The sequence below is a fragment of the Serratia sp. PL17 genome, assembly GCF_017832355.1.
Taxonomy (GTDB): domain Bacteria; phylum Pseudomonadota; class Gammaproteobacteria; order Enterobacterales; family Enterobacteriaceae; genus Serratia.
Window position 1 is genome coordinate 903,062 of sequence record NZ_JAFIBY010000001.1, and the last position, 23,579, is coordinate 926,640.

Annotated in this window: 27 protein-coding genes; 23 read left to right on the plus strand and 4 right to left on the minus strand. The window is 52.3% G+C overall.

Annotation, left to right across the window (positions count from 1 at the left end):
* Window positions 1-3 precede the first annotated feature (3 nt).
* From JOE25_RS04510 to JOE25_RS04605, 20 genes are all read left to right on the plus strand, one after another.
* A complete protein-coding gene (locus JOE25_RS04510) occupies window positions 4-1,626 on the plus strand; it encodes an NUDIX hydrolase (protein ID WP_209632904.1) in 1,623 nt (540 codons plus the stop codon).
* Window positions 1,627-1,641: 15 nt separating this feature from the next.
* On the plus strand, window positions 1,642-2,502 hold the full coding sequence (locus tag JOE25_RS04515; RefSeq protein WP_209632905.1) for a hypothetical protein: 861 nt from the start codon (window positions 1,642-1,644) through the stop codon (window positions 2,500-2,502).
* Window positions 2,503-2,518: 16 nt separating this feature from the next.
* Window positions 2,519-3,550, plus strand: coding sequence for a DUF2184 domain-containing protein (locus tag JOE25_RS04520; RefSeq protein ID WP_209632906.1), 1,032 nt, complete (start codon window positions 2,519-2,521; stop codon window positions 3,548-3,550).
* 66 nt (window positions 3,551-3,616) lie between these two features.
* Window positions 3,617-4,099 carry a hypothetical protein gene (locus JOE25_RS04525; protein ID WP_209632907.1) on the plus strand — a complete coding sequence of 161 codons (483 nt, stop codon included), beginning with the start codon at window positions 3,617-3,619 and terminating at the stop codon, window positions 4,097-4,099.
* Window positions 4,096-4,524, plus strand: a complete 429-nt coding sequence (locus JOE25_RS04530) for a hypothetical protein (RefSeq protein WP_197837755.1) — start codon at window positions 4,096-4,098, stop codon at window positions 4,522-4,524. The genes JOE25_RS04525 and JOE25_RS04530 overlap by 4 nt, the downstream gene beginning before the upstream one ends.
* The gene (locus JOE25_RS04535; RefSeq protein WP_201895423.1) at window positions 4,521-4,955 is read left to right on the plus strand and encodes a hypothetical protein; all 435 of its coding nucleotides are present in this window, start codon (window positions 4,521-4,523) and stop codon (window positions 4,953-4,955) included. Before JOE25_RS04530 ends, JOE25_RS04535 begins: the two co-directional genes overlap by 4 nt.
* Window positions 4,939-5,880, plus strand: a complete 942-nt coding sequence (locus JOE25_RS04540; protein ID WP_209632908.1) for a hypothetical protein — start codon at window positions 4,939-4,941, stop codon at window positions 5,878-5,880. Before JOE25_RS04535 ends, JOE25_RS04540 begins: the two co-directional genes overlap by 17 nt.
* 4 nt (window positions 5,881-5,884) lie before the next feature.
* Window positions 5,885-7,279, plus strand: a complete 1,395-nt coding sequence (locus JOE25_RS04545; RefSeq protein WP_209632909.1) for a hypothetical protein — start codon at window positions 5,885-5,887, stop codon at window positions 7,277-7,279.
* Window positions 7,280-7,282: 3 nt separating this feature from the next.
* Window positions 7,283-7,720: a hypothetical protein gene (locus JOE25_RS04550; RefSeq protein ID WP_201895420.1), complete on the plus strand. Its 438-nt coding sequence runs from the start codon at window positions 7,283-7,285 to the stop codon at window positions 7,718-7,720.
* Window positions 7,720-8,307, plus strand: a complete 588-nt coding sequence (locus tag JOE25_RS04555) for a hypothetical protein (protein WP_201895419.1) — start codon at window positions 7,720-7,722, stop codon at window positions 8,305-8,307. Before JOE25_RS04550 ends, JOE25_RS04555 begins: the two co-directional genes overlap by 1 nt.
* 123 nt (window positions 8,308-8,430) lie before the next feature.
* The gene (locus JOE25_RS04560; protein WP_201895418.1) at window positions 8,431-10,452 is read left to right on the plus strand and encodes a lytic transglycosylase domain-containing protein; all 2,022 of its coding nucleotides are present in this window, start codon (window positions 8,431-8,433) and stop codon (window positions 10,450-10,452) included.
* Complete coding sequence (locus tag JOE25_RS04565) at window positions 10,452-11,168, plus strand: hypothetical protein (protein ID WP_209632910.1); 717 nt, start codon at window positions 10,452-10,454, stop codon at window positions 11,166-11,168. Before JOE25_RS04560 ends, JOE25_RS04565 begins: the two co-directional genes overlap by 1 nt.
* Window positions 11,165-11,440, plus strand: coding sequence for a hypothetical protein (locus tag JOE25_RS04570; RefSeq protein ID WP_209632911.1), 276 nt, complete (start codon window positions 11,165-11,167; stop codon window positions 11,438-11,440). Before JOE25_RS04565 ends, JOE25_RS04570 begins: the two co-directional genes overlap by 4 nt.
* Entirely contained in the window at window positions 11,440-12,483 is a 1,044-nt protein-coding gene (locus JOE25_RS04575) for a hypothetical protein (protein WP_209632912.1), read from the plus strand. Before JOE25_RS04570 ends, JOE25_RS04575 begins: the two co-directional genes overlap by 1 nt.
* Window positions 12,480-13,196, plus strand: coding sequence for a hypothetical protein (locus tag JOE25_RS04580; RefSeq protein ID WP_209632913.1), 717 nt, complete (start codon window positions 12,480-12,482; stop codon window positions 13,194-13,196). Before JOE25_RS04575 ends, JOE25_RS04580 begins: the two co-directional genes overlap by 4 nt.
* Window positions 13,193-13,525: a hypothetical protein gene (locus JOE25_RS04585; RefSeq protein WP_201895413.1), complete on the plus strand. Its 333-nt coding sequence runs from the start codon at window positions 13,193-13,195 to the stop codon at window positions 13,523-13,525. Before JOE25_RS04580 ends, JOE25_RS04585 begins: the two co-directional genes overlap by 4 nt.
* Complete coding sequence (locus JOE25_RS04590) at window positions 13,522-14,748, plus strand: baseplate J/gp47 family protein (protein WP_209632914.1); 1,227 nt, start codon at window positions 13,522-13,524, stop codon at window positions 14,746-14,748. Before JOE25_RS04585 ends, JOE25_RS04590 begins: the two co-directional genes overlap by 4 nt.
* A complete protein-coding gene (locus JOE25_RS04595; RefSeq protein ID WP_201895411.1) occupies window positions 14,732-15,358 on the plus strand; it encodes a hypothetical protein in 627 nt (208 codons plus the stop codon). Before JOE25_RS04590 ends, JOE25_RS04595 begins: the two co-directional genes overlap by 17 nt.
* Window positions 15,355-17,133 carry a pyocin knob domain-containing protein gene (locus tag JOE25_RS26555; RefSeq protein WP_245209697.1) on the plus strand — a complete coding sequence of 593 codons (1,779 nt, stop codon included), beginning with the start codon at window positions 15,355-15,357 and terminating at the stop codon, window positions 17,131-17,133. Before JOE25_RS04595 ends, JOE25_RS26555 begins: the two co-directional genes overlap by 4 nt.
* 2 nt (window positions 17,134-17,135) lie before the next feature.
* Window positions 17,136-17,687 carry a tail fiber assembly protein gene (locus JOE25_RS04605; RefSeq protein ID WP_209632915.1) on the plus strand — a complete coding sequence of 184 codons (552 nt, stop codon included), beginning with the start codon at window positions 17,136-17,138 and terminating at the stop codon, window positions 17,685-17,687.
* Window positions 17,688-17,716: 29 nt separating this feature from the next.
* Here the strand turns inward: JOE25_RS04605 and JOE25_RS04610 are convergent, their stop codons facing one another.
* Window positions 17,717-18,637: a GNAT family N-acetyltransferase gene (locus tag JOE25_RS04610; RefSeq protein WP_209632916.1), complete on the minus strand. Its 921-nt coding sequence runs from the start codon at window positions 18,635-18,637 to the stop codon at window positions 17,717-17,719.
* A 124-nt stretch (window positions 18,638-18,761) separates the two neighbouring features.
* On the opposite strand from JOE25_RS04610, the gene JOE25_RS04615 reads away from it, so the two are divergent.
* Window positions 18,762-18,944, plus strand: coding sequence for a hypothetical protein (locus tag JOE25_RS04615; protein WP_348539664.1), 183 nt, complete (start codon window positions 18,762-18,764; stop codon window positions 18,942-18,944).
* Between the two features lie 178 nt (window positions 18,945-19,122).
* On the plus strand, window positions 19,123-19,305 hold the full coding sequence (locus JOE25_RS04620) for an isocitrate/isopropylmalate family dehydrogenase (RefSeq protein WP_348539683.1): 183 nt from the start codon (window positions 19,123-19,125) through the stop codon (window positions 19,303-19,305).
* A 161-nt stretch (window positions 19,306-19,466) separates the two neighbouring features.
* Here JOE25_RS04620 and JOE25_RS04625 read toward each other — a convergent pair whose 3' ends face one another.
* A complete protein-coding gene (locus tag JOE25_RS04625; protein WP_209632918.1) occupies window positions 19,467-20,009 on the minus strand; it encodes a GNAT family protein in 543 nt (180 codons plus the stop codon).
* A gap of 191 nt (window positions 20,010-20,200) precedes the next feature.
* On the opposite strand from JOE25_RS04625, the gene JOE25_RS04630 reads away from it, so the two are divergent.
* On the plus strand, window positions 20,201-20,632 hold the full coding sequence (locus JOE25_RS04630) for a GNAT family N-acetyltransferase (RefSeq protein ID WP_209632919.1): 432 nt from the start codon (window positions 20,201-20,203) through the stop codon (window positions 20,630-20,632).
* A gap of 133 nt (window positions 20,633-20,765) precedes the next feature.
* Here the strand turns inward: JOE25_RS04630 and JOE25_RS04635 are convergent, their stop codons facing one another.
* Together JOE25_RS04635 and JOE25_RS04640 are read right to left on the minus strand one after the other, a co-directional pair.
* Entirely contained in the window at window positions 20,766-21,887 is a 1,122-nt protein-coding gene (locus JOE25_RS04635; protein WP_209632920.1) for an AI-2E family transporter, read from the minus strand.
* A 306-nt stretch (window positions 21,888-22,193) separates the two neighbouring features.
* Window positions 22,194-23,399 (minus strand): MFS transporter, encoded by a 1,206-nt coding sequence (locus JOE25_RS04640; protein ID WP_209632921.1) that lies wholly within the window; start codon window positions 23,397-23,399, stop codon window positions 22,194-22,196.
* Window positions 23,400-23,579 lie beyond the last annotated feature (180 nt).

Here is a 23,579-nt window from a genome sequence, read left to right on the forward strand (position 1 = left end):
AACGTGGCTATTTTTGGCAGCGGGATAATGTTCCGTCAGGGTAAGTTCGTCTTCCTGATCCAGCGCTCTGATGATGGAACGTGGTGTCAACCTGGCGGCTCGGTCGAGCCGGGCGAGCTCGCTATTGATGCCGCGCGCCGCGAAGTGCTGGAAGAAGTGGGTTATCAGTATGATGGCCCGCTGAACCCGCATAGCGTCTACGGTGATTACCTGACGTTTCGCGCTGAGGTGCCGGAGCAGTTCGAAGCGAAGCTTAACGACGAATCGCTGGCCGCCGGGTGGTTCCATATTGACGATCTGCCTAAACCGCTTCATCAGCCTTTTGCTGAGATGCTGGCGCAGCAGGCGCTCAATGAAACCGAAGTGGCCACGCTCATCGCTGATGGGACATTAAGCAGCCCGCAATACTTTATCAACATGTGGATGTTCGCCATCCGGGTGACCGGAACAGGGGTTACCTGGCGCTCTGCAGATCAACAGATGGCCTTCCGTAACCCGGATGACTATCTCACCCCTGAGTTTCTCCAACGCGTTGCCGGTGTACCGCTCATCTGGCTGCACCCGGAGAAAAACAAGCTCGATAGCGATGAATTTGCGAAGCGTGTTATTGGCACCCTGACGAACAGTTGGGTTGCTGATAATGGCGAGGTCTGGGCTATCGCCCGGGTGTATGACGTCGAAGCCGCCGGAATTATGGCGACCAGGCAGTTAAGCACCTCGCCAACCGTCACGTATAGCGAAATGCAGGACTCAATCATCAAAATCGACGGTCAGCCTCTATTGGTGGAAGGTTCCCCGGTATTGCTCGACCACGTTGCAATTTGTGAACAGGGGGTATGGGACAAGCTCCTATCCCCTACTGGTGTTAAATCTGATTCCATTCCAAATGAGGCTGAAAAGATGGACGAGGAAAAAATCGTAGCGCTTATCAACAAAGCGATCGATGCCCGCATGGCAAAAGCTGATTCTGAGGCAAAAGAGGCCAAGGAAAAAGCGGATGCCGAAGAGGCAGCCAAGAAAGAAAAGGCTGATGCAGAGGAGAAAACGGCAGAAGAGGCGAAAGCCAAAGCCGACGCGGAAGAGAAGGCCGCCAAGGAAAAATCTGACGCGGAGGCCAAAGAGAAAGCTGATGCTGAAGCTGCAGAAGAAAAGGCGGCAAAAGAAAAAGCAGACTCTGAACTTCGCCAACAAATCGCAGACCTTAAAACGCGTATACCTTCCGAACTTAGCGACGAAGAGCGTAACGAAGTCGCCGATGCCCAGGTAAAAGCCGATAGCGTTTTCTCCAGTTTCGGCAAACGCGCCCCGGTCCCGCTGTCTGGCGAAAAGCCACTGGCATACCGTCGCCGTCTGATGATCCAATTGCAGGAACATTCGCCGGACTTTAAGACCGTCGACCTGTCATCAATCGCTGATTCCGCGCTGCTTGGGTTTGCTGAAAAGCAGATTTATGCCGACGCGCAAAAATCGGCAAGCTTGTCTGTAGGCCCTGGCATGTTGCGTGAAATCAAACGCGCAGATGCAACAGGCCGCCAGATCAGCACATTCGAAGGCGATCCTGCTGCTACCTGGGCTCCGTTCCAGTCAGGTAAACGTCAGGTCACTAGTTTCAACAACCAGGCTTAACGGGAGCTCTAAAGCATGGCTAATTTATCTCTTAATCCGATGGCAACCACGAATGCGCTGGGTTCCTTCGGTGTGCAGTCCGACGGTTATGTTCAGGGCATTGCTCTGGATGACCCGGCTAACCGCTTTAATCTGGCCGCGGGTACCGTGGCGGCAACTGAAACTAAACCGCTCTGGGGCGGTCTGCCGGTGGCTGAACTTCTGTCAGGCACGCAGTCTAGTCCGCGTGGTTCATACATCCGCCGTGCAGCGTCTGTCGCTGAGTTGGAAGGTTTCACCGTATTCAACCAGGCGCACAACGGCCTGACCACTCCGCAGTCACCGGTGCCACTGTACGCATCCGGTATGAGCGTTTCGTACTATCGCCTCGGCTCAAACATGCGCGTTCCGCTGAAAGCGTCTGCGCAGGTTGTTGCGCTGGGCACCAGTGGCGCATCCGTTAAAACGGCATTGGCCTGGGACTTCGTCAACAACCAGATCACCACCGCGGCTGCGGCCGGTTTTGCTGGTGCTGATATTGCGACTACCGCTGTGACCTATGCCGCGGGTGTGGCAACGGCAACCACCGCATCAGCTCACGGCCTGAGCGCTGGTCAGTACGTGAAAATCAACGACGTTGTGCCGGCAGCGTACAACGGCACCGTTGTTGTGCTTTCCGTTACGAACTCAACCACCTTCACCTATGCCACAGCAACAGCACCGGGAGGCCCGGCTACTACGCAAGGCACTATAGGTGCAGTAACACCTTCCGACATCACGCTGCCGGTAAAAGTGATCGCCATCGAATCAGGAAATTCAAAGACTGTCAGCTATGACAGCGCGACGGGTTTCCTGACCTGGAATAACACCGACAGCTGCGCGCTGGTCTTACTTTAATCGGGAGCTGAATTAAATGGCTGCAATTACCCCCAGCTACACCATCGTCAATCCGTCGTATATCGCGCCGGAGATGATCATTGGTTATCAGCAGGCGTCTGGTGCTTTTGAAACCATCGCCAGCGGTAACCCGCAAGTTCGCCTCGGCGTTGGCGACCAGTACGTCTACATGCGCCGACTGGATATCCGTACCCAATCCACCTCCAGCCAGTCTGGAAACGGAAACCAGCTGCCAAGCGTGGCGATGGATGCGAAGATGATTTCTACCCCAACTTATCTGTTCCGCTGCCGTGGTATCTACGATCACCACGACATGGCAGCGGCCGGTAACTGGAACTTTGCTCTGCCGGAGGCCCAGCGCCTCGGTATGCGCCAAGGTATCTTCCAGCAGCTCCGCTCTGCTTTGTTGTACGGTATGAACCCCGCCGGTGGTGAAGGCCTGCTGAATACCGCGGGTGCGACCACCGAGTCTCTGCCGCCGGACAGCAACAACAACGCCACCGTGCTGACTTATGATCACGGTCAGATGGCTGTGTATCTGCTGGGCCATGTTCAGGCTGCGATGACCCGTACCATGCAGTTAGGTCGCCAGCAGCGTGTCGTTATCCTTGGTCCTCAGCGTATTTTGGGCGCAATGGAGATTCAGCAAATCGTTCAGCTGACTTCTTACCAGCGTCCTGGCGGCGGTACTGATACCGTTGGCGGCACGGTGAAAGAGGTTCTGAAGGGCGCAAACATCCAGGTTGACTGGGTGTATGACGACACCCTGATCGGTGCAGGCGCAGGTGGTACTGATGCTGTGGTTATCACCATCCCGGAAGTCGAGGTGCCAATGGTTAACTCGACTGTTAATACCAACGAATTCGCCAAGTTGACCCCGTCTCTTGCTGCGAACGCCCTGATGTTCTGCGACATGGCCGCGCCTCGTGAAATCCCGACGCCGATTGCTGGTGGCGCGATTGATGTTCTGTCCGAAATGCGTTCTACCGCAGGCTGGGCAGTGCGTCCGGAAGCCATCACCATCTTGTCGATGGCGTACAGCGCCTGATCCATTCTTGTAGTGATTAAGCCTCTGCCGGGGAAACTCTGCAGGGGCTTTTTTATGAGGTAACCAATGAAACTCTTTATCGCTAACACCACCAAACAACGCCAGATTTTTGCTTACCGCAAACTTGAGACCGGTCGGCTTGTCCAGATCCCGATTAACCACGGAGACCAGATGATGGTGCTCGACGGTTCCACTGACGAGGTGGAATCAGTTATTCAGCATCACCAGATGTATGGACTGATCGACTCGACGAAAATCGACCAAAGCCAGGCATTTGTCGGGCTTTGCTACAGCATCAATAAGCCAGTTTCAGCGTCGGTTATCGAAAAGACCATCCGCGATAACGATATCCATCTGACACGTGGTGCGCACAACCGTCGCCAGGCATCCGTGGCTGCGCTCGACAGCTCGTTGCGCGATAGCGGCACCGGCTATTCCGGTGAGATGGAAGTCAGCGCAGAGCAGGCGAAAGGCCGCGATGACAACGAAGACGCAGATGTGGTTAACGAAACCATCGTGACTGAAAAATCCGGGAGCAAGAAAAAATGACGACGAGCCTGTCGGGATTTATTGAATTCATTCGAACTGACATGAAGGTAACTGCTGAGCAGGTTCCCGACGACTCTCCATCATTTTCCCTGGCTTATGGCGGCGCGGTCGAATGGGTTAACCAGGATATCGCGTGCGTCATGCCGAACCTCTATACCGTGGCTGTTTACAACCTCGGGGCGTCGTTCCTGGTCAATTACGGCACTGAGTCGGTGTTTTCTGATTTCAGGAAAGAATATGGGTTGAATGATTTCAAAGCTGGCGTGATTACCGGAGCCGGAGACAACGCAACCAGTGCGCAGCGTCTGGTTCCTGACTTCTTCAAAGATTTGTCACTTGCTGACCTTCAAATGCTTCAGGACCCTTGGGGGCGTCGCTACCTGATGATTGCCCAGCAATTTGGCAGCCTGTGGGGGTTGTCATGATCACCTTCCATCTGGGTGTTATCGATATTCCTTACGGGGATGAGAACACCACAACCGGCGACGTTGCTGAATATCTGGAAGAAAAATACCAGATTATGCAGACCTTCTTCGATAGGTATGGCAATGACATTGCCGAGCTGATGAGTAAAGACCTCGCCGCAAATCTTGAAAATATGTTGGCTGGCGCACCGCCATCAAGAGATCCGCTTGCAGAATCCATGTCGCGGATCCACGACTTGTTTGTGGCCTTTCTGGATAACGACGAGATGAACGGTATGCAGGGCGTCCCAACCCGACGCGCGCTGCTTGGCATCTCGAAGCGCTTCAAAAACAAGAAAGGCGATCCGCGAGCATCATTTATCGATACAGGAAATTATCAGGCAGCCATGCGCGCCTGGGTAAGCGGGGTGTTAAATGCCTTCCCTGAGTGAACTGCAGCAGAATGCGAAAACCGAGCTTAACGCCACACTGACGCAGGGGCTTGACGACTTGAGTCGCTTTCAGGTGGTCACTTTCACGAAGTACATCAGGAAAGTACTTCCGCTGGATGGTTTCGTGTTTTGGGTAAATGCGTCGATTATTACCGATGATCCGGACAGTGAACCGGATACCAAGGACGTGAAAGGGTATCTGCACCTGACGACAGAGAGCATTCAGGATGAGGAGCAGCTCTACGACAAAAACGTGGTGACGTTTACCGCGCAGGCCGATATCGATCCCTTCAATGATATTGGCTCCGAGGTGCTTTACATCGGCGAGTTCTACGGCATCCGTTTTGCATTTTCCCGCCGCTCCGGGTTGAACGAACCGGCCAATATTTACCACTACACCGGGCACGCCATTTACCCGCACATGATGTCGCAGATCATCAACTCGCCGGCCGATATCGATCTGGCGGATGTGGTGGTTTCCAGTTCACTGCCGATCTGGCTGTCATTGAACCAGTACATGCCGATGTTTCCGGCCATGCTGTCAATGCAGAACCTGGCCCCGCCGTATGCCACGGTGAAATGCAGTGACCCGGTACCGGTCGCTGGCGCTTTTTACCTGGATGAAAAATCCAACCAGTACCAGCTGGTTTCCGAGGATGTGACGATCTCGGTAACTGGTCTGCGCAATGCATCCGTAGAGGACTTTCTCCGCTACGTCCAGCAATACACGCTCAGCGATGATGCCGAGATGGGCGTGATGAATATTCCCGTGGTGCAGGATGAGCGCGTGACGCAAAACGAGCTCAACATCATCGCCATGCGGAAGAAGATTAAATTTCGCGTCAATTACTATCAGCAGCGGATGAGGAATGTCGCCCGCCAGCTGATCACGTCTGCCATCCCGTCCATTTATGTGGAGAAATAATTAAATGGCCATTGTGAATATTAATGTATCGGTCACCAACCCACCGAAGCCGACCCAGCTGCTGAAATCTGGCGCGCTGGTCTCTGTCGGGGGGACGACGTTGGCACCAGGCAGTTATGAGTTGTTGACGTCAAAAGATGACCTGAAAACGATTGTCGCGTCGGCGAAAACGATGACGGCAATCGCCTGGGCGGCAAATATCGTTACGGTGACGCTATCCGAAGCGCATGGCTGGGCCAACGGGGATAAGGTGCCTGTGGTGATTTCCGGTGCGGCACCTGAGGGGTACAACGGTGCGCATACCGCCACGGTGACCGGTGACAAGGCGTTTACCTATGCGCTGAGCACAGATCCGGGTACCGCAACAACGATGGGGACCGTGCTTTCGGTGGCGGCCGGTGAAATCCAGCAGATGAATACTACCTACTGGGCGCAGGGAACCAGCCGAGCGGTTTATGTGTTGGAATTGGGCGAAATGAGTGCATCGGCGGCTGTCACGGCATTAAGCAAGTTTATCGACGAAGATATTTCGCTGGGTAACACCTATCAAAAATTCTTCTCCTACCTTGTTCCCCGCGAATGGGACGAAGAGGCCTCGTTCAAGACGCTGGCGAACAGCTACACCTCGCCCGGTGCGCTGGTGAAGTTTTTTGTCACCACCACCATTGCCACCTATGAAGCGTGGGCGTCGGGGAAATACCCGAATGTTTTCGCCGGCGTTGAAGCTCCAGGCATTGGCGCCACCGAGTTCTCTATGGCGGCACCGTTCCAGTCTTCGCTGGCCAACGATCCCAGCTCGTCGAATATGGTGCCGCCGATGGCGTTCCGCTTCATGTATGGCGTGACGGATTACCCGCCTTCAGGGAACGGCAAGTTGCTGAAAGCCCTGCAGGACAGCAACATCAACTACATCGGCACGGCTGCCGAGGGTGGTTTAAGCAACAAGATGCTGGTCGCCGGCCATATGCTGGATGGCATGCCGTTCAACTACTGGTATGCAGTGGCCTGGTGCGCTATCAATCTGGAGATGGATCTGGCCAATGAGATCATTAACGGCTCTAACACCACCGTCAATCCGCTCTACTACGAGCAGAACGGCATCGACCGCTTGCAGCGCCGCGGATTAAAAACGCTGCGTTCTGGCATCAGCTACGGGCTGATCCTCGGTCAGGTGATCGACACGAAACTCAACCAGGATGCCTTTAACGAACAATACGAAAAAGGTGCCTATGCCGGCAGCGCGGTGATCAACGCCGTACCGTTTGCCAACTACACCAGCCTGAATCAATCCGATTACGCCGATGGGAAATACAGCGGCCTGAGTGCGGTTGTCACGCCGAAACGCGGCTTTGAGTCCATTACCTTCAACCTCAACGTAACCAATTTTGTGGGGGCGTAATAAATGCCAAATCCATTAGTTCCGCAGGGATTCCTTAACCGCGTTCGGGGCGCGGTCAGTATTACCGACAATCCGGCGCTAAACGTCACGGCGTCATTCCTGGGCAAAGAGGGGATCAGCATGCGGCCGGATACCGTCGCCACTGACATTATCCCCACGATGACCGGTACCGTGGGCAGCCAGGCACCTTACCAGCAGGTGACCTTGACGGTACATTTGCTGAAAACGCAGGGGCTTGCTGCCAGTTATCAGCGGCAATTTGCCTCCGATACCGCATTGGGGGAGGTGGTGGTTACACCGGATGCGACCACCTTCGGCAACTACACCATCCTGAACTGCTACCTGGTGAATTTTAACGAAATCACCCTCAACGGTACGGATGCCGGCTTTGTTGCGACAATTTCCGGCTACCTCACCACCAACGACAAGATGTGGGATTGATGGGTATGAAAATTGATAAAAAACTGAATTTCGTCAGCACGATCACGCGCGACGACGGATCGCTGGTCTACCTGCACGTTGTGCCGTTCCCGTATGAAGTGGTGCAGGAAAACTGCGTGATGCTGGGGAATATGTTCCATAACTTCTTCACATCTGTGGGGGCGACGGGCGCGCCGCGTGTGGCCGCGATGATGCTGCGTAATATTCTCAAGGCACGGCAGGATACTGGGGGCGTCCCGGCGGGTGAACCGACCCTCGTTGACGACATTCAACGACTGACGACAGTAATTTTCAATGATAACGGCGTATGGCGTCCTGTGCCGCTTGAAACGGCATTTAAGCAGGCGGTTATTTCTCCGGACGAATACCGTGAAGTTGAGGGCGAAGTGGTGTTTTTTATGGTCGCCTCTGCCATTCAGAAAGCCAACTTGATAGCGGGGACTGTGGGGAAAGCGCTCGATATGTACAGTGGGCAACTCGTCTCATTGAGTGCTACGGCGTTTCGCGATTCTTTACCGACGTCGAAAACGGATACCGATACCCCGACCCCGCCAGCCCCGCAGGAACTGTCGTACATTCCCTCCTGACCTGGGCCTCCTGTGAGGGGTTCAGCGAACTCTGTCGGGAATTGGATTGCGGCAACTACAAAAGCCCGCTCCATTTCCGGCAGCGGTTCATTCTGGAAGAAATAAGACAGAAGGGCTATTTCAATGGCAGCTAAATCCGTTGTTGAAATTGATGTTCAGGACGAGAAGTTTCAGGCGTTCCTCGAAAAATTCAATGAGTACCAGAAAGCGCTTGAAGGTCTGCCTGAGCAATGGCGCGGCGCAGCTCAGGGCATCGGGGATTCTGCCAAACAGACTGAGAAGGTGCTGGGAAGCACGGAGGCGATCACCCAGTCGTTCAATGAAGGGGTGGCAGCCATCGCCTCTGTCAATGATGGCCTTGACCGTTTGAATGGAAACCTTGAGAAAGCCAATAAAACGCAGTCTGAATTTAACAAAAAAAATCGTGGTGCCAGTAAATTCCTGAGTAAAGCCAGCAAGGATGCCAAAGAGCTGGCCGGCCACATTAAAAACGCCACAACGAGTTTGCTCTCGTGGGGGACTGTGCTGGGGCTGTTTTCTGGGTTGGCCGGGGCCGGTGGCTTGTGGGGGATGAATCGCCTGGCTGGTTCGGCTTCTGCGCAGCGGTTCACTGCAATGGGGTTAGGTACTACCGCCGGAGGCCTTAACTCCAGCGCGGTGAATTACCAAAAGGTGCTCGGCAACCCTGTCGGCACCTTGGGTGCCATTCGTGACAGCCAACTGGACCTGAGCAAGCGCTGGCAGTTTAAGGCGATGGGGATTGATAACCCCGATCAGGATCCGGCGAAACTGTTGCCGCAGATGATCAAAAGCGCACGCGATATTTTTGTGCGCAATGGTAGCTCGCAGCAGGGAGCCGAGGCCTACGGCCTAACCAACTACTTCACACTTGACGATCTCAACCGCTTTAAAAAAATGAGCGATGCTGAAATCGACGCGATGACGAAGCAGGCCCAGAAAGACACACAACGCCTGCAGGTGACCGACCAGCAACTGAAACAATGGCAGGATTTTAATATTCAGTTGGATCGCAGCAAGGTCAGTATTGAAAACACCTTTATTCGTGGGCTCGCGCCATTGGCTCCCGAGTTAGGAAAGCTGTCAGATGCATTTTCAGAGGCAGTGGATACCGTCCTTAAATCACCTGAACTGGGTAAATGGCTTGATGGACTGGCAGATGGTATCCGACGGTTCGGTAACTACCTGGTATCCCCGGATTTCAAAAGTGACGTTGAGTCGTTTATGACCGGTGTTGAAAGGCTGGCGCGGGTTATTGGCAAGGTGATCGATTGGGTTACCGGAAAAACCGACATTACATTGGATGATGTTAAGTCCAACTCGACAATTCTCAGTGATGAGAAGCAGATCAATCCGCAGACAGGGGAGAGTTATACGCCGGGCAGCGATGATGATCCTCGCGTGTGGGGATGGTTGAAAGGGGCAAAGGGATTTTTCTCCAGTGATGGCAGTTCCTCCGGTAGTGATGGAAATCAGCCTTGGTGGAAATTACGCGCCGGCAATGATGGCATTTTAAACAATAAATGGAATCAACCTGAGCAACATGCTCAATCAGGTAATAGGCGATCATCAGCCGCGGTACCGTCTGATTACGATGGGTATTTTGAAGAGGCAGCCAAAAAATACGGATTAGATCCCAAGTTGCTTAAAGCTGTAACGGGTGCAGAGTCATCATGGAATACACATGCTGTCAGCAAAGCGGGCGCGCAAGGCTTGATGCAGGTGATGCCCTTCAACTTTAAACCCGGTGAGGATCCTTACAACCCCCGCGACAATATTATGGCCGGTGCCAGGGTAATGAAGTGGGCGAAAAATCAGGCTGGCGGTGATGTTGAAGAAATGCTGCGCTGGTATAACGGCGGCAAGAATCGCGGCAGCAAGGAGAATCGTGAATACCCAGGACGGGTTCGAGAGCAGTTCATAAAGCTCTACGGATCAGGCGCGCCGGGATCTACACAAAGCAATCCGCAGCAGCAACTCACTCAGCAGTCTTCTAGCAAAACCGACCAGATATTACAGCAAATCTTGGATAACCAGCGCAGGGGCGGCAGCTCGGGTGTGGTTGTGTACAACAACACCGGCGGCAGCGCGATTGTCTCGAGCACGCAACTCGGAGGATTTGGTTAATGGCATTTACCCGCGAACTTTACAAATTGGGGTTTGAAATCTCACCGGTGATCCTTTGCGACGGGGTTGCGCAGAGTATCCCCGGAGGGATGCTGCCGATCGTTGCGCTGACACAGAGCGCCAGTTTTGTCAGCAACCTGATGGGCGGCGCGGTAAATTTGACTGACCTGGATAAATATTTCTGCCACTGGCGCGCCGCACAGGGTTCCAGCATGGTGGATTACGATATCGGTCGCTACCCCTTTGCTAATCAGGCTGTCGCCGCTAACGCACTGCTGGCGCAACCGTTGCGCATTCCCATGCTGATGGATGCACCGGTGAATGAAAACACCGGCGCGTTGACAAAGCTGGTCACGCTCAGCGCATTGCAGGCCGTCCTGCAGGCGCACGCCAACCTTGGCGGCACGTTTGTTGTGGCCACGCCGTCGCTGATTTATAGCGGCTGCATCCTGCGCACCGTTCGAGACGTCACGGGGTCGAATGATCCGCTACCGCAGCGTCAATGGTTGTGGGACTTTGAACAGCCGCTGATTACCGAAACCGGCGCGGAGCAGGCGATTAATAGCTATTTGAGCAAGATTGATAATGGCGATAAAACTACGGAAAGCGCCTGGACCAATACGGTTTCCGCGCTCGGGAATACTTCGTTGGGCAGCAGCGTATCGGATGCGGTAACCGGGCTTATCGGTAAATTAAGCGGGGCGTTTAATTTATGAGCACAACACTTTATCCGTTTTCCGGGAATGAGCAGAAAAGCATGATTTTTACGCCAATGCTTGACGGTGAGGTATACAACTGCCAGACCAAATGGAATATTGCCGCGCAACGCTGGTATCTCAATATTACGGACAACTCAGGGAATCGCCTATTAACCATGCCGATGATCGATTCGCCGATGGGGTACGACATTAACTTGCTTATCGGGGCATTCACCGCCACGACAATGGTGTGGCGATACTCCTCGGGGCAAATAGAGGTAATCAACTGATGCGGTATTACGATATTCAGATATTTACCCCACCTGATAAAGACGGTAATCCCGGAAAACTCTTCAAGCAATATTCCAGTCTGAAAAATGGTGTCTTTAATCCCGGTAATTTAATGATTGAATTTGATATTCAACGCTTTGGGGAATCTACGCCGAAGGGGCAAAGTCAGATTACTATTTGGGGGATCGGACCGAAGGACATGCAGCAAGCCAGGCAAAACATGTTTGGCATGACGATAAAAATGTGGGTGGGCATGTCCAAGGGATTGCCGTTGGCGAAGCCTGCTCAGCAAGGACTGGTATTGGAGGGGACGGTGTGGCAGGTGCTGGGGAACTGGCAAGGTACCGAATTACGGACGGATCTCATTGTCACTGCGGGAGCCGTATCGGCGGTGAACCCAGCCCCTTTAGCGCCGATCAATTTAACGCTTCCGTGGAATAAGGGAATAAAGCTTTCTGTTGCGTTGACGCAATGCTTTCAGAACATGGGTGGAGATTACCGTTTCTCGATAAGCATCAGTGACCGCCTGGTGAATAACTACGACAGCAGCATGTTTTGCGGCAGCCTCTCAGAACTGGCGACGAAATTAAAATCGCTGAGCAGAAATATTATCAGGGACGATAAATATTCAGGTGTCGAAATAACGGTAGTGAATGGTAAGGAGATCCGCGTTTTCGATAATGATTTTGAAAGCCATATCGACAAGGACGCGAAAAAAAGCGCCAGTTACCGCAACAAAAATCCGGTCCAGATAGCGTTTACCGACTTGATCGGTCAACCAACGTGGGTGCAATTCGGCACGGTCAGTATTCCTTGCGTCATGCGCAGCGACATTCAAGTGGGGGATTATATCCGAATGCCTAAGGATTCTCGGCCGATGCTACAGGCTTCATCCTATTCCCAATTCCGAGATGACGCCGCCTTTACCGGTGACTTTCTGGTTTCTTCTGTGCGGCTCCTTGGCAACAGTCGACAGCCGGACGCTAACAGTTGGGTGACGGTGCTTGAGGCCCATCCGACAGGGGGAATGGCTGCAACATGAGTATTGAAAAAAAGCAGAGTTTCGCCGGCAACATGCATCGGTTCGCCGACCAAAAAATCGCGGACGCCATGCAGATGGCCGGCAAGGTGCTGCCGGCCTCGGTGGTCAGCAGAGCGGGGAATATGGTTACGGTGTCCTTCCTGCTGCGCGATATTCCTTTCATGTTGCCGCAGGTAACCCTCCCTTTATTTGGGCCGCAGTATATCCGCTATCCCATGCAGCCTGGGGACCGGGGGATCGTCATCCCAGCAGATACCTATCTGGGCGGTGCCAGCGGACAGGGTGGCGGCACCGCCGACCTCACGCCGCCGGCTAATCTCAGCGCGCTAGTGTTTTTGCCGATCAGTCACACGGAATGGGAGAACGTCGACGGGCAAGTGCTCACGTTGTATGGCCCGGAAGGCGTCACGATACGCGATGCCGGCAGCAAGACGACGTTCCTGCTAACGCCGGAGAGCATCACGATTGCCACACCTGATCAGTTCAAGGTCACGGTGGGCAGTACTGTGCTGACGCTGACAAATGGCTCATGGTCGCTGACCGGGCAGAGCGGAACCCTGGCGGATGGGCAGGCCAGTACCAGCCCGGCCATTATGCATGAAGGCTGGCAGCAGTTGCTTGCCTGGGTGAATTCCCATCAGCACAGTAACGGCAACGATGGGCAAGACACCGGAGGGCCGACAACACGTTTCGATGGGAGTATCACCGAATGAGATCTTACGGGCAGGATGAATCCGGCAAATGGGTCACGATCACGACCGACGCAAATGGTTTCAACGACGCGATTTATCTCACTACGCTGGTGCAAAATCTCAAGCTTGCACCGCAAGAATCGCCGTTCTTTGCGAACCATGGCATTCCGGCTAACGGCTCGGTGATCCAGCAGATTATCCCCACATTTTACGTGAACAGGCTACAGCAGCAGTTCAGTGGCTATTTTTCCTCTCTCCAGATTGCACTTACCGAGGTTGATCCTCCGGTTTACGACATTTCGGTTATCACCAACTCGGGTTCGAAAATAGTGGCGAAGGTGTATGTATGAGTGATTTACCCGTTATTTATGATATTACCGGCCCCGTCGCAAAAACGGCGGAAGAGCTGCGGCAGCAGGTTATAGAAACGGCGACGCGGCTTTCACCAGGGATCACGACCGATTTACCGGGCTCATTGATTGAAGACATGGTCAGCACCAGCGTTGGTGCGCTGCTGGTTTGCGACCAGGCGCGGGTTGATTTGATTAACTCATGCAGTCCTTACGGTGCGAACGTTCACCTGCTGAAGCAACAGGGGGCCATCTACGGCGTGCCGCAAGGTGAAGGCACGAACACGTCGGTGTATGTCGTATTTTCAGGGCCGCCCGGTTTTGGCATACCGAAGGGGTTTACCGTAGGGGATGGTACCTATTTGTATACCGTCAGACGGGACACGGTGATCCCCGCCAGCGGTCAGACCGAGCCTGTGTACTGTCTGGCTACGACTGGAGGGATATGGGCGGTGCCGGCAGGGACGGTTAACCAGGTGAAAACCTCTGTGCCGGAATCTTACCAGGTGACCTGTACCAACCTGACCGCCGGCTTACCGGGAACAGACGAGCAAAGCCTGGCATCGTATCGCGGGCAGGTGATGCGCTCCGGTATGTTTGGGGTGCAAGGCACGCCGGATTGCTACCGATCATCCCTGCAAAAAGTAGCTGGCGTACAGGAAAACCTGATTTCGTTCCGCCAGGCGACGCTCGGAAAATGGGTTGCCGTCGTCGGTGGCGGGGATCCTTACGAAGTTGCCTATGCGATTTATAAAGCTGTACCGGATATTTCCATTTTAACCAACGATGTATCGAATCCATCGGGTGCAGAAGTGGAAAAGAAAACCATACCGGTAACGGTCTACCCCGACGTCTACCAACTGCCTTTCGTGGTGCCATCGTCGCAAAATGTGGTGGTGCTGATCACCTGGAACTCAGCGTCAACGACCTACATCGATCCGGCCGGTGTTGCAAAAGCGGTGCAGCAGAATATCGCCGATTACGTTAACGCTATCGCCGTTGGCCAGCCGATAAACATTTTCCAGATACAGGACATTTTTCTGAAATCGGTTGAGGGACTCGTTGCCGCGTCGCTGCTGTCCATGATCCAGGTGCAAATCGGGATCAACGGCGCAATTAAACCACCGGCACCGGAGTCAAGCCTGGTTTATGGCGACACCTACGCCTATTTCTCCACCTCGGCGGCGCAAATACAGGTGAAGCAATATGCAAGCTCTAATTGAGAAAATCATTCCTGCTTATCCGTATACGCAATATAACGCCGACCCCAACATTGTCGCGTTCTTCACCGCCTATAACGCGTTGGCGCAGGGGTATCTTGACTATCTCAATGCGCTTAATTTGCCGTGCTGGACTTCTCCCTCCATCACGGGGGATCTGCTGGACTGGATAGCGCTCGGCATTTACGGGGAAGGGCGGCCATTACTGCAAATATCTGAGGATGCGATCGCTCGTGGTGCCTACAACACCATCGAGTACAACGCCATTCCGTATGCCGGCCTGAAAAATTACGTACCGGGCTCGGCGTCATACGTGCCCGATGATTATTTTAAACGGATCCTGACCTGGAATTTTTATAAAGGTGACGGCTCGCACTTTTGTATCGACTGGCTCAAGCGCCGCCTGGCGCGATTTATTCATGGCACGAATGGCATCGATCCGCCGTTGCAAAGCACCTTCGATATCAGCGTAACGGTCAATAACGGCGTGTTCACTATCACGATCCCCGATTATGGCGATGGCGTTGGCTATTTCCTGAAAGATGCGATCAGCCAGTCTCTGGTCAAGCTCCCCTTTGTTTATACCTACTCTGTAACGGTGGTTGAACCATGATTATTGGATTTGGAAACAACGTCGTGTCGTCGTTGGCAGCAGATATTACGGCGACCCAGACCACGATACAGGTGATGCCTGGCGCAGGCGCGTTGTTCGCCGGTCTGCTCACTTACGATTATGCCAACGACTCAAACCTCCTCAAGACCTACGCGAAAATCACATTGACGGATGCGAAAGAAACCGTGTTCGAAGTTTGCCACCTTACTGCCGTCAACAACGATATGCTGACAGTTGTGCGTGGCCAGGAGGGTACCGCGGCTAAAGGCTGGTCCCTGAACGATGTGATCGCCAACTTTGCGACAAGGGGTTCAGAAAATCAGTTCGTGCAGATAGAGCAACTGCAAAGTGGCCATTACACGTCGGCGGTGGCCGGCGGTACGGCGAACGGGTTAACGCTGGCGCTGCCGGCGACATTTTTCCTGAATGGATCGACGGACTGGGCATTAAAAACGCCGCTCCTCATTTACCCTATCCTGAACAATACCGGTGCCAGCACACTGCAGTTGACTATGGGCGGCCGTGTAATGGGGACTTATCCGCTGGTGAAGGGCAGCAACACGGCATTACGTGTGGGGGATATCGTTGCAAAAAATCCTTTCCTGGTGGTGTTCAATGCTGATCAGGGGCGATTCGTTGTGCTAAACCCAACAACAAATGTTGGGGCGGTTTTGACTGTTAATTCACATACCCCAGATGCAGCAGGAAACGTAAAACTGGGCACGGCTGCTGATGCCGATATTGGGACTTCTACGGGCAATGTGATAGGGGTGGGCGGCTTTGGCTTGGCTCCCTCCCTGACTTCGCTGTCTGGTGTTGACCTAAATACGCTGAGTACATTCGGTTTCTATGTTGTTCGAGACTCTACTAATACCCCATTAAATGATTCAAGTGTTTGGTTTTTATCAGTTCGAACATGGGACTCAAAATCGGCGGGCGATCCGTTTCGAATTGTTCAAATTGCAGAGGGTTATGGTACTTCCGGAACGCTGAAAAACAGAACATTTCACCGCACATACTCTGGTAACGCGGCTGGGTGGTCTACATGGGTAGAGTTCTACTCAGAGGCCCATAAACCCACTGCCGCTGATATAAATTCCTATACAAAACAAGAGGCAGATGGTCGTTTTATTTATAAGACTGGCGACACGATAAATTGGCTAACAGTCACGGATGGGTTAGACACAGGAAATGATGTAACTGTTGGTAGAACGCTCTACATTAAAGGCCTGGATTTTATTGTGAAGCAGGGGTTACAGGACCCCGTGAATAACTATCGGCAAACTAACGGCATGCGGATTCAAGGCGCAGGAAATTTGTTTGTTGATATATATCAGGCTGAGCGCATTGGCCAGCACCACTTCTTAGGTATTCACGTCGCAAATGGTGGTGCGGATGGCTGGTATGAATTTAGTAATGATGGCTCATTCAGTGCCGGGGCTACTGTATGCGCTGGGGGAGGCAGTGGAGGTAAACTTTATCAAGATGGGAATCTTTCTGGCTCCATTTGGGGAGGGTATCTCAGTAACTGGCTGAATCAAAATATTTCTAACGCACAAAACAACGCGCAAAACTGGGCCTATCAGAACCTTGTGCAAAACGTCAGGCTTACCGGACGAATCAACCAGCCTGATACCGGCGGCCAGGTCAGGGCTCCTGATGGTTGTGTGTTTACCGGTATGTCAGGTGCTAACTATGATCCATCTATTTGGGGCTCATATTCATATGTTCAAGTTTTAATTAATGGCTCTTGGCGGAATATAGGAACTTCTTAATTATGGTTAATTACAGAAACTTCACGACATACAAACCGGAATTTAAAGCCAGCGAAGAAGAGGACGCGGAATACAGGCCGGACATTCTTTATGCCCGCGATGAAACCGGGCGCGATTGGTACGATTGCCAGGCCGATTTTAGCGACGAAACGTTGAAGGTTATGTATGACGACAAGGGTGTTATCGTCTGCATGTCTATAGACGTTACAGCAATTTTCCCTCCGGGGTTCTCAGTGGCCGAGGTGGCGATAAGCGAGGTACCGCCGGAAGCGTGTAACGATATGACATGGGCATACCGCGATGGAAAGGTTGTTAAGCGCGTATACAGCCAGACTGAGAAACGCAAGATGGTTCAGGGCGAGAAAGAGCGCCTAATTACGCGCGTTAACCAGGTGACGCAAACCCTTAGCAGCAAGTTGTTATTGGGTATGGCTACCGATGAGGAAAAAGCTAAATTGCGCGTCTGGATGGACTACGTTAACGAAGTTGAAGAGATCAGCGACGATGAGGATCCTGAAAAAATCGTGTGGCCGACTCCACCAGACGCGAAATGATAAAAGCCGGGAAAGGCCGGCTTATCTGTTTAAATCGACAGCGTGCGCCCCAGCGGCGCGCGTTGACACCACCTATCTTTATACGCCTCCGTCGGCTTACCGAAGGAGTAGCGCATCTCCTTTCCCTCCCGTTCGCATAACTCGTATGCAGCCCGAACGTTTAACCATGTGACGATTGTCCCAGGACAAAATCCGTTATGTTCGCGGTCATATCCTCCATTCACATAATCAAAGCAAATCCACTCTGGACTGTCTGCGCGAGTAATTAGCTGGAAAGCGCACGGCTGGCCGTTATAGAACAGAACATAGCCGAAAATCATCTCACGCAGTGACGTTATCATTTCTATCATTTGGTGTTTGTTGCCGGGTTCTTCCCCCCAGCGCTTTGCGTACAATTCAAAGTAAATATCGACGAGTTGAATCGGGGTTAGTAACGTCTGATCTACTACTTCACCGCCTGAGTTCAGGAATTTTTTTAATTCACGGTTGCGGCTGTTTTTTGTCGATGACGAATATCCACCTTTGCCACAGGTTTTAGCCAGGCATATTTCACGCTGACTGTTCAGTGAGAACGTGGAGTTTAACGTAGAGCGCCCGTTAATGGCCGATAGGATTTTTGAGCGATAAGGGATCACTGTTTTAACACGGTTGCTAATTGGTAAAATCATTTCGTCCTTGTTGAACGGGAACATATCAATCCCGATGTTCTTCGACTTACGACCGACTATAGCGATCTCTTTACTTCCGTTCGTGCACATACCGCCGAGTAGCGAACCGTTGCTATCGCGTTTGATGTAGTATTTATGGTGTATGTTAAGTTGACGTTGCATAAAAGATAGGACGTCTGGGTGGGTCACAAAACTACCGCCATAAAGGCTATAACATGTTCTATATTCTTCTGCTGTGCCTGCGCGCCAACCCGACGCATAAGAAATAAATTTCCGTATCATAATTTAGATGTTTTCCTATGTTATACGGTGCCATTGTATGCTAAATGACCTTGCTTTTTGAAGTGTTACTTAACATAGTTACTTGGTATGGTGGGATTTCATTAACGACAAAAGGTGGTACACCATGCAGCTAGATGAAGAACGAGCAGTCTTTATGGCCAATGAGATAGGCGCGGCTGTGATCGATCTGATCGCGCAGGGTATGGATGTTAACCGTGCAAATATCGCTGGAATCCTTGAAGGAAAACGCAAGATTGTCGGTAATACGCGCTGTACAAGGGCGTATTGCGAGATGCTGCTGCATTAGTTCGCGAAAAATAATAATGACCGGTCACCAGTTTGTGCCGGTTGACTGATTTGATGCTGGACGGTTCGTTCTGCAAAACTCAACTGAAACCACTATGAATAAAGGCGCGTTAGACGCGATTCACTTGATATACCGAAATCTAAAATAGTGCTCTTTGTTTATATAATTCAGCATGTTAATTTTCACATGGTATGTGATGCTGCGTCACATGGGCTGGTTCGAAGCGGCTGACCTGATTGTTAAGGGCATGGAAGGCGCAATCGCTGCCAAGACTGTGACCTATGACTTCGAACGCCTGATGGAAGGCGCTAAGCTGCTGAAATGTTCAGAGTTTGGCGACGCTATCGTTAAACACATGTAATGGTGTTTAAGCGCTAAATGATAACGGGAACCTGATGGTTCCCGTTTTTTATTATTCAAACTGCAACGGTTATCAAAACTCGAGCACTTTGGGGGCGCTTTAGGGGGAGGGTATAAAAGTAATTGCCCGTTTATAACCAAACGCTAAAGCGTAAGCGTAAGTTAACCAATAGCTTGCCACTCTCTCTTAAGCAGAGCGTAAACGAAGGTATTGTCATATTGCTCCTCGCCATTTTCCGCTATAAACGTAACAAACTCCTTGAAGCAACCCTCCTGACGCATATGAAGACGGGCGCAAAGTTTCTGAGACGCCATGTTGTAATCTTCTACGTAGGCATAGAGGCGTCTGGCGTTTTTTTCAGTAAATAAATAATTAAACAACGCCGTGACGGATTCGGTGGCAAAGCCTTGGCCTTCATAACGCTGATTAAAGTGCCAGCCCACGCTCCAGGTATTCTGGTCCGGCTCTTCACTATTATCGGCAAAGAGATGGCCAATAAGTATGTCGTTCTCTTTGAGACATACGGCGAACTGACTGGGATCGAGAGCACGCTTGTTAACCGATTCGACTGCTTCGGCCAAGGAGTTGAGTTTCTCGTCATAAAAACAAGGCGTGCGGGGCGAGGACAGGTAGTCAAATAGCGCATTCGCATCTTTGCCATTAAATGCACGAATAATGAGTCGTGGGGTAGTGGTGACGATCATGAAACCTTCTTGTTAACCGGCGCTTTTTGCGGTTTATCCTAGCATCGTTTTACAGATGTTAGGATCGGTATCTGACACATCAGCAATGGCGGTCACGACCAAACACTGATAAATATTATCTCTTGTGAAAATCTGAAATCGGCAGGTGTGAAGCGTGTTGAAAAGATGCCAGTAACCAAGGAACCAGAAAAATGATTGTTCGTCTTGCTACGACAGCGGATATTTCTGCGCTGGCCGCTATCGATAGTTCTCTATCTCATGTCCCGCATCGCTGCACCCAGATTCGGGAATGGTGTGCAGCAGGAACCTGTTATCTCGCTGAGAATGAAGAGCAGGTGGTGGCCTATGGTGTGTTGAATGCCCATTTCTTTGGCTGCGGTTTTATCGAAATGCTGATGGTGGCTGAAGGCTACAGGCGACAGGGAGTGGGTTCACAACTGTTACACACGCTGATATCACTTTCACCTCAGCCCAAGCTTTTTACGTCAACCAACCGTTCGAATGTAACCATGAGGGGATTGTTGCTGGCGGCGGGCTTTATCGAGAGTGGCCATATTGAGAATCTTGATGAGGGCGATCCGGAGATGATTTTTTTCTATCCGAACAGGTGTGCGAGGAATTAACCGACAGGTGAGTTCACGTCAGCTTCAGCGGCACGCGTTGTTATCCCTATTGAGCCGATAAAGCCTGGCCTGGTAAGACACAGATACAACCGTTGGGGCCTGAAAAGGCCCCGGAATGAAGAGTACTGGCGTTTTACTCCGCCTTCGTGGCATCAGGGTGGTTTTTCCCTTCCTCGATGAATTCTTCATCGATTTCATCCGTATTTTCCTTGCTGTCGCGGCCGGAAAGTATATTCCAGCAAGCGATAAACAGGGCGGCAATCAGTGGGCCGATGACAAAGCCGTTGATACCGTAGATTTCCATCCCACCCAGGGTAGAGATCAGGATCAGATAGTCAGGCATCTTGGTGTCTTTACCGACCAACAGTGGACGAAGGATGTTATCGACCAGGCCGATGATAACCACGAAGAAGCCCACCAGGAACAGGCCTTTCCACAGCATACCGGTGGCGAAGAAATAGATGGCTGCAGGCACCCAGATAATGGCAGAACCCACGGCAGGGATAATGGACAGGAATGCCATCAGTGCAGCCCACAACAGGCTACCTTCGATCCCGGTGACATAAAACGCCAGACCACCGAGCGCACCTTGCACGACGGCGACCACGACGGTGCCTTTCACCGTGGCACGGGAAACCGCGGCGAATTTCACAAACAGGTGGTGTTTCACGTATTCGGATAACGGCAATGCTTCGAGCGTCAGGTTGACCAGATAAGGGCCGTCTTTCAACAGGAAGAACAGCAGATATAGCATGACGCCAAAGCCAACGGCAAAGTTGAACGTACCCTTGCCGATCAGGAACACGCTACCGGCAAGATATTGCCCGCCTTGCAGCGCCAGCTCGGAGAGTTTCTTTTGTATTTCTGCGGCATTGTCGAGGTTATGTTCAGTCAGAAAATGGCGTGCCCAACCCGGCAGTAATCGCAGGGTGTCGGCCAGAATGACCGGGAATTGCGTGTTGTTACCTTGCAACTTGGTGTAGACAACGTTGAGTTCAATCGCCAACGAAGATGCGATGATCGCCAACGGCGTAAACACGATCAAACAGATCACTGCGACCGTCAAAAGCGAAACCAGGCCATTTCGATCGCCCAGGTATTGTTTGAGCTTTTGTTTCACCGGGTGGAAAATCACCGCCAAAATGATGGCCCACAGCACTGACGAGTAATAGGGACCCAATACGTCCAGAAAAGCAGCGGTAACAATAAAAAGGATCAGAATAAAGAATCCTTTTGAAATACCTTTAGACATCATACCCGTCCCTCTGATGATAGATTTTTCTTGTCAATCTCGATATGCACCGGCATTGACACTTCTTGAAGAACAAACCCTAACATCACAAACGCGTAACAGGTAGTGGATTTTATGCACCAATAATTAATAAAGCTTATTAATGATGCCTCATTTTGTGGGGGTATTGGGTATAGGAAACGGGGCGTTAAGTTCGCCAGCGAGAATCCCCTTCGTCGGTGACGTTACTGCTCACATAGGCCACAGCGGCCTCTCGTTGATTACCAGCCCAATGGACTCATTTTATATATTGTGTAATGGGCCTTTCGTTTATCGCGCCTTCGTTGTGAGCGATAACGCCAGTGCGCTCCCCAGCACCGCGGCGGACAGCACCAGTACGGAGGGGGCTGTCCAACCCGCGTAGGCAACAAGGGCACTCAAGACGACCGGGCCGATCACCTGGCCGAGATAAATGCCTTGCATCACCAGGCCCAGGCTCAGGGGGATCAATGTGGGCTCTGGCGCTGCTGCTGGTGTCGCCGCCAAGATAGTGGCGGGCAGCATGCCACCGATGCCACTAAACAGTAAACACAGCGGGACAAGCAGGCCGTTAGGCGTTATTGAAAGGAAAACGCCGGCCCCGGCAAGCCCCATGAAGGTACTGACAACAGCGAGCAGGGTTCGGGCCCGTAGACCGCGCGACAACAGCACGCCTGCGGCCAGGTTGCCGAGAATATTGACGGCAATCACGGCAGCGCTGACGCCACCTGCCGCTGCCAACGTTAACCCGATGCGTTGCATCAGGAATATCGGCAAAAAGGCCATCACGGCAAAGAACTGCAGGTTGTAGGTGGTAAATATCAACGCCAACAACAGCGGTTGTCGCGCACGCATGATACTGAGCAGCGCCTGCCGCAGTTTGATCGCGGGTGCTGAGGAAAGGGTTATCGTACCACGTGGGGTCGTTAATGGCAGCAGCAGTGCTGCCAGCAGCGTCAGGGCACCGCCCGCGACCCAACTCTGTTGCCAGCCAGCGAAATGCGGGCCGAAAAACAGGGAGAGGGCTATGCCTGCCGGCATAAAGGTGCTCCAGATGCTGAACACCAGATTCCGTTTTTGTGGTGCGACCACACGTGTGAGCACGGTCGGTGCGGCGACGACGACAATGACGAAGCCAATTCCTTCGACGACTCGGGTCACGATCAGTCCGGCAAAAACATGTTGCATGGCGCCGGCAAAGCTGGCGAGGCTGACAATCACTAATCCCAGGCTCAGTAAAAGACGATCGCCCCAGCGGCGAACCAGCAGGCCTGCAGCGATACCGCCAAACACGCCGATAAACGGAAAGGCCGAGATGATCCAACTCAGCGACTCCAGCGAACGACCAAATTCGCGCTGCAGTTCCGGCAGGGCAATGGTCGCTTTACCCACATGGAGGGCAACGGCAATACCAGCGAACAGCACGTTGACGATTGCTGGCCATTGCGTCACGGTAGGGCTGGCCGAATCCACCGTGTCTGATTTGCTTGTGGTCATGATTTTCTCCAGGGAGATAAAAATCAGACTATGCGTTATGTCGATAATACCAACAGTTCAATTATTGCTCTATTCACCGGCAAAACCGTTCATTTCGAGCTTTATTGAGAAGCCAGAACGCTAAAGCTTCGGGTGTGAAGTGAAACGTAGAGTCACTCCAGAATAGGGTTACAACGAAAG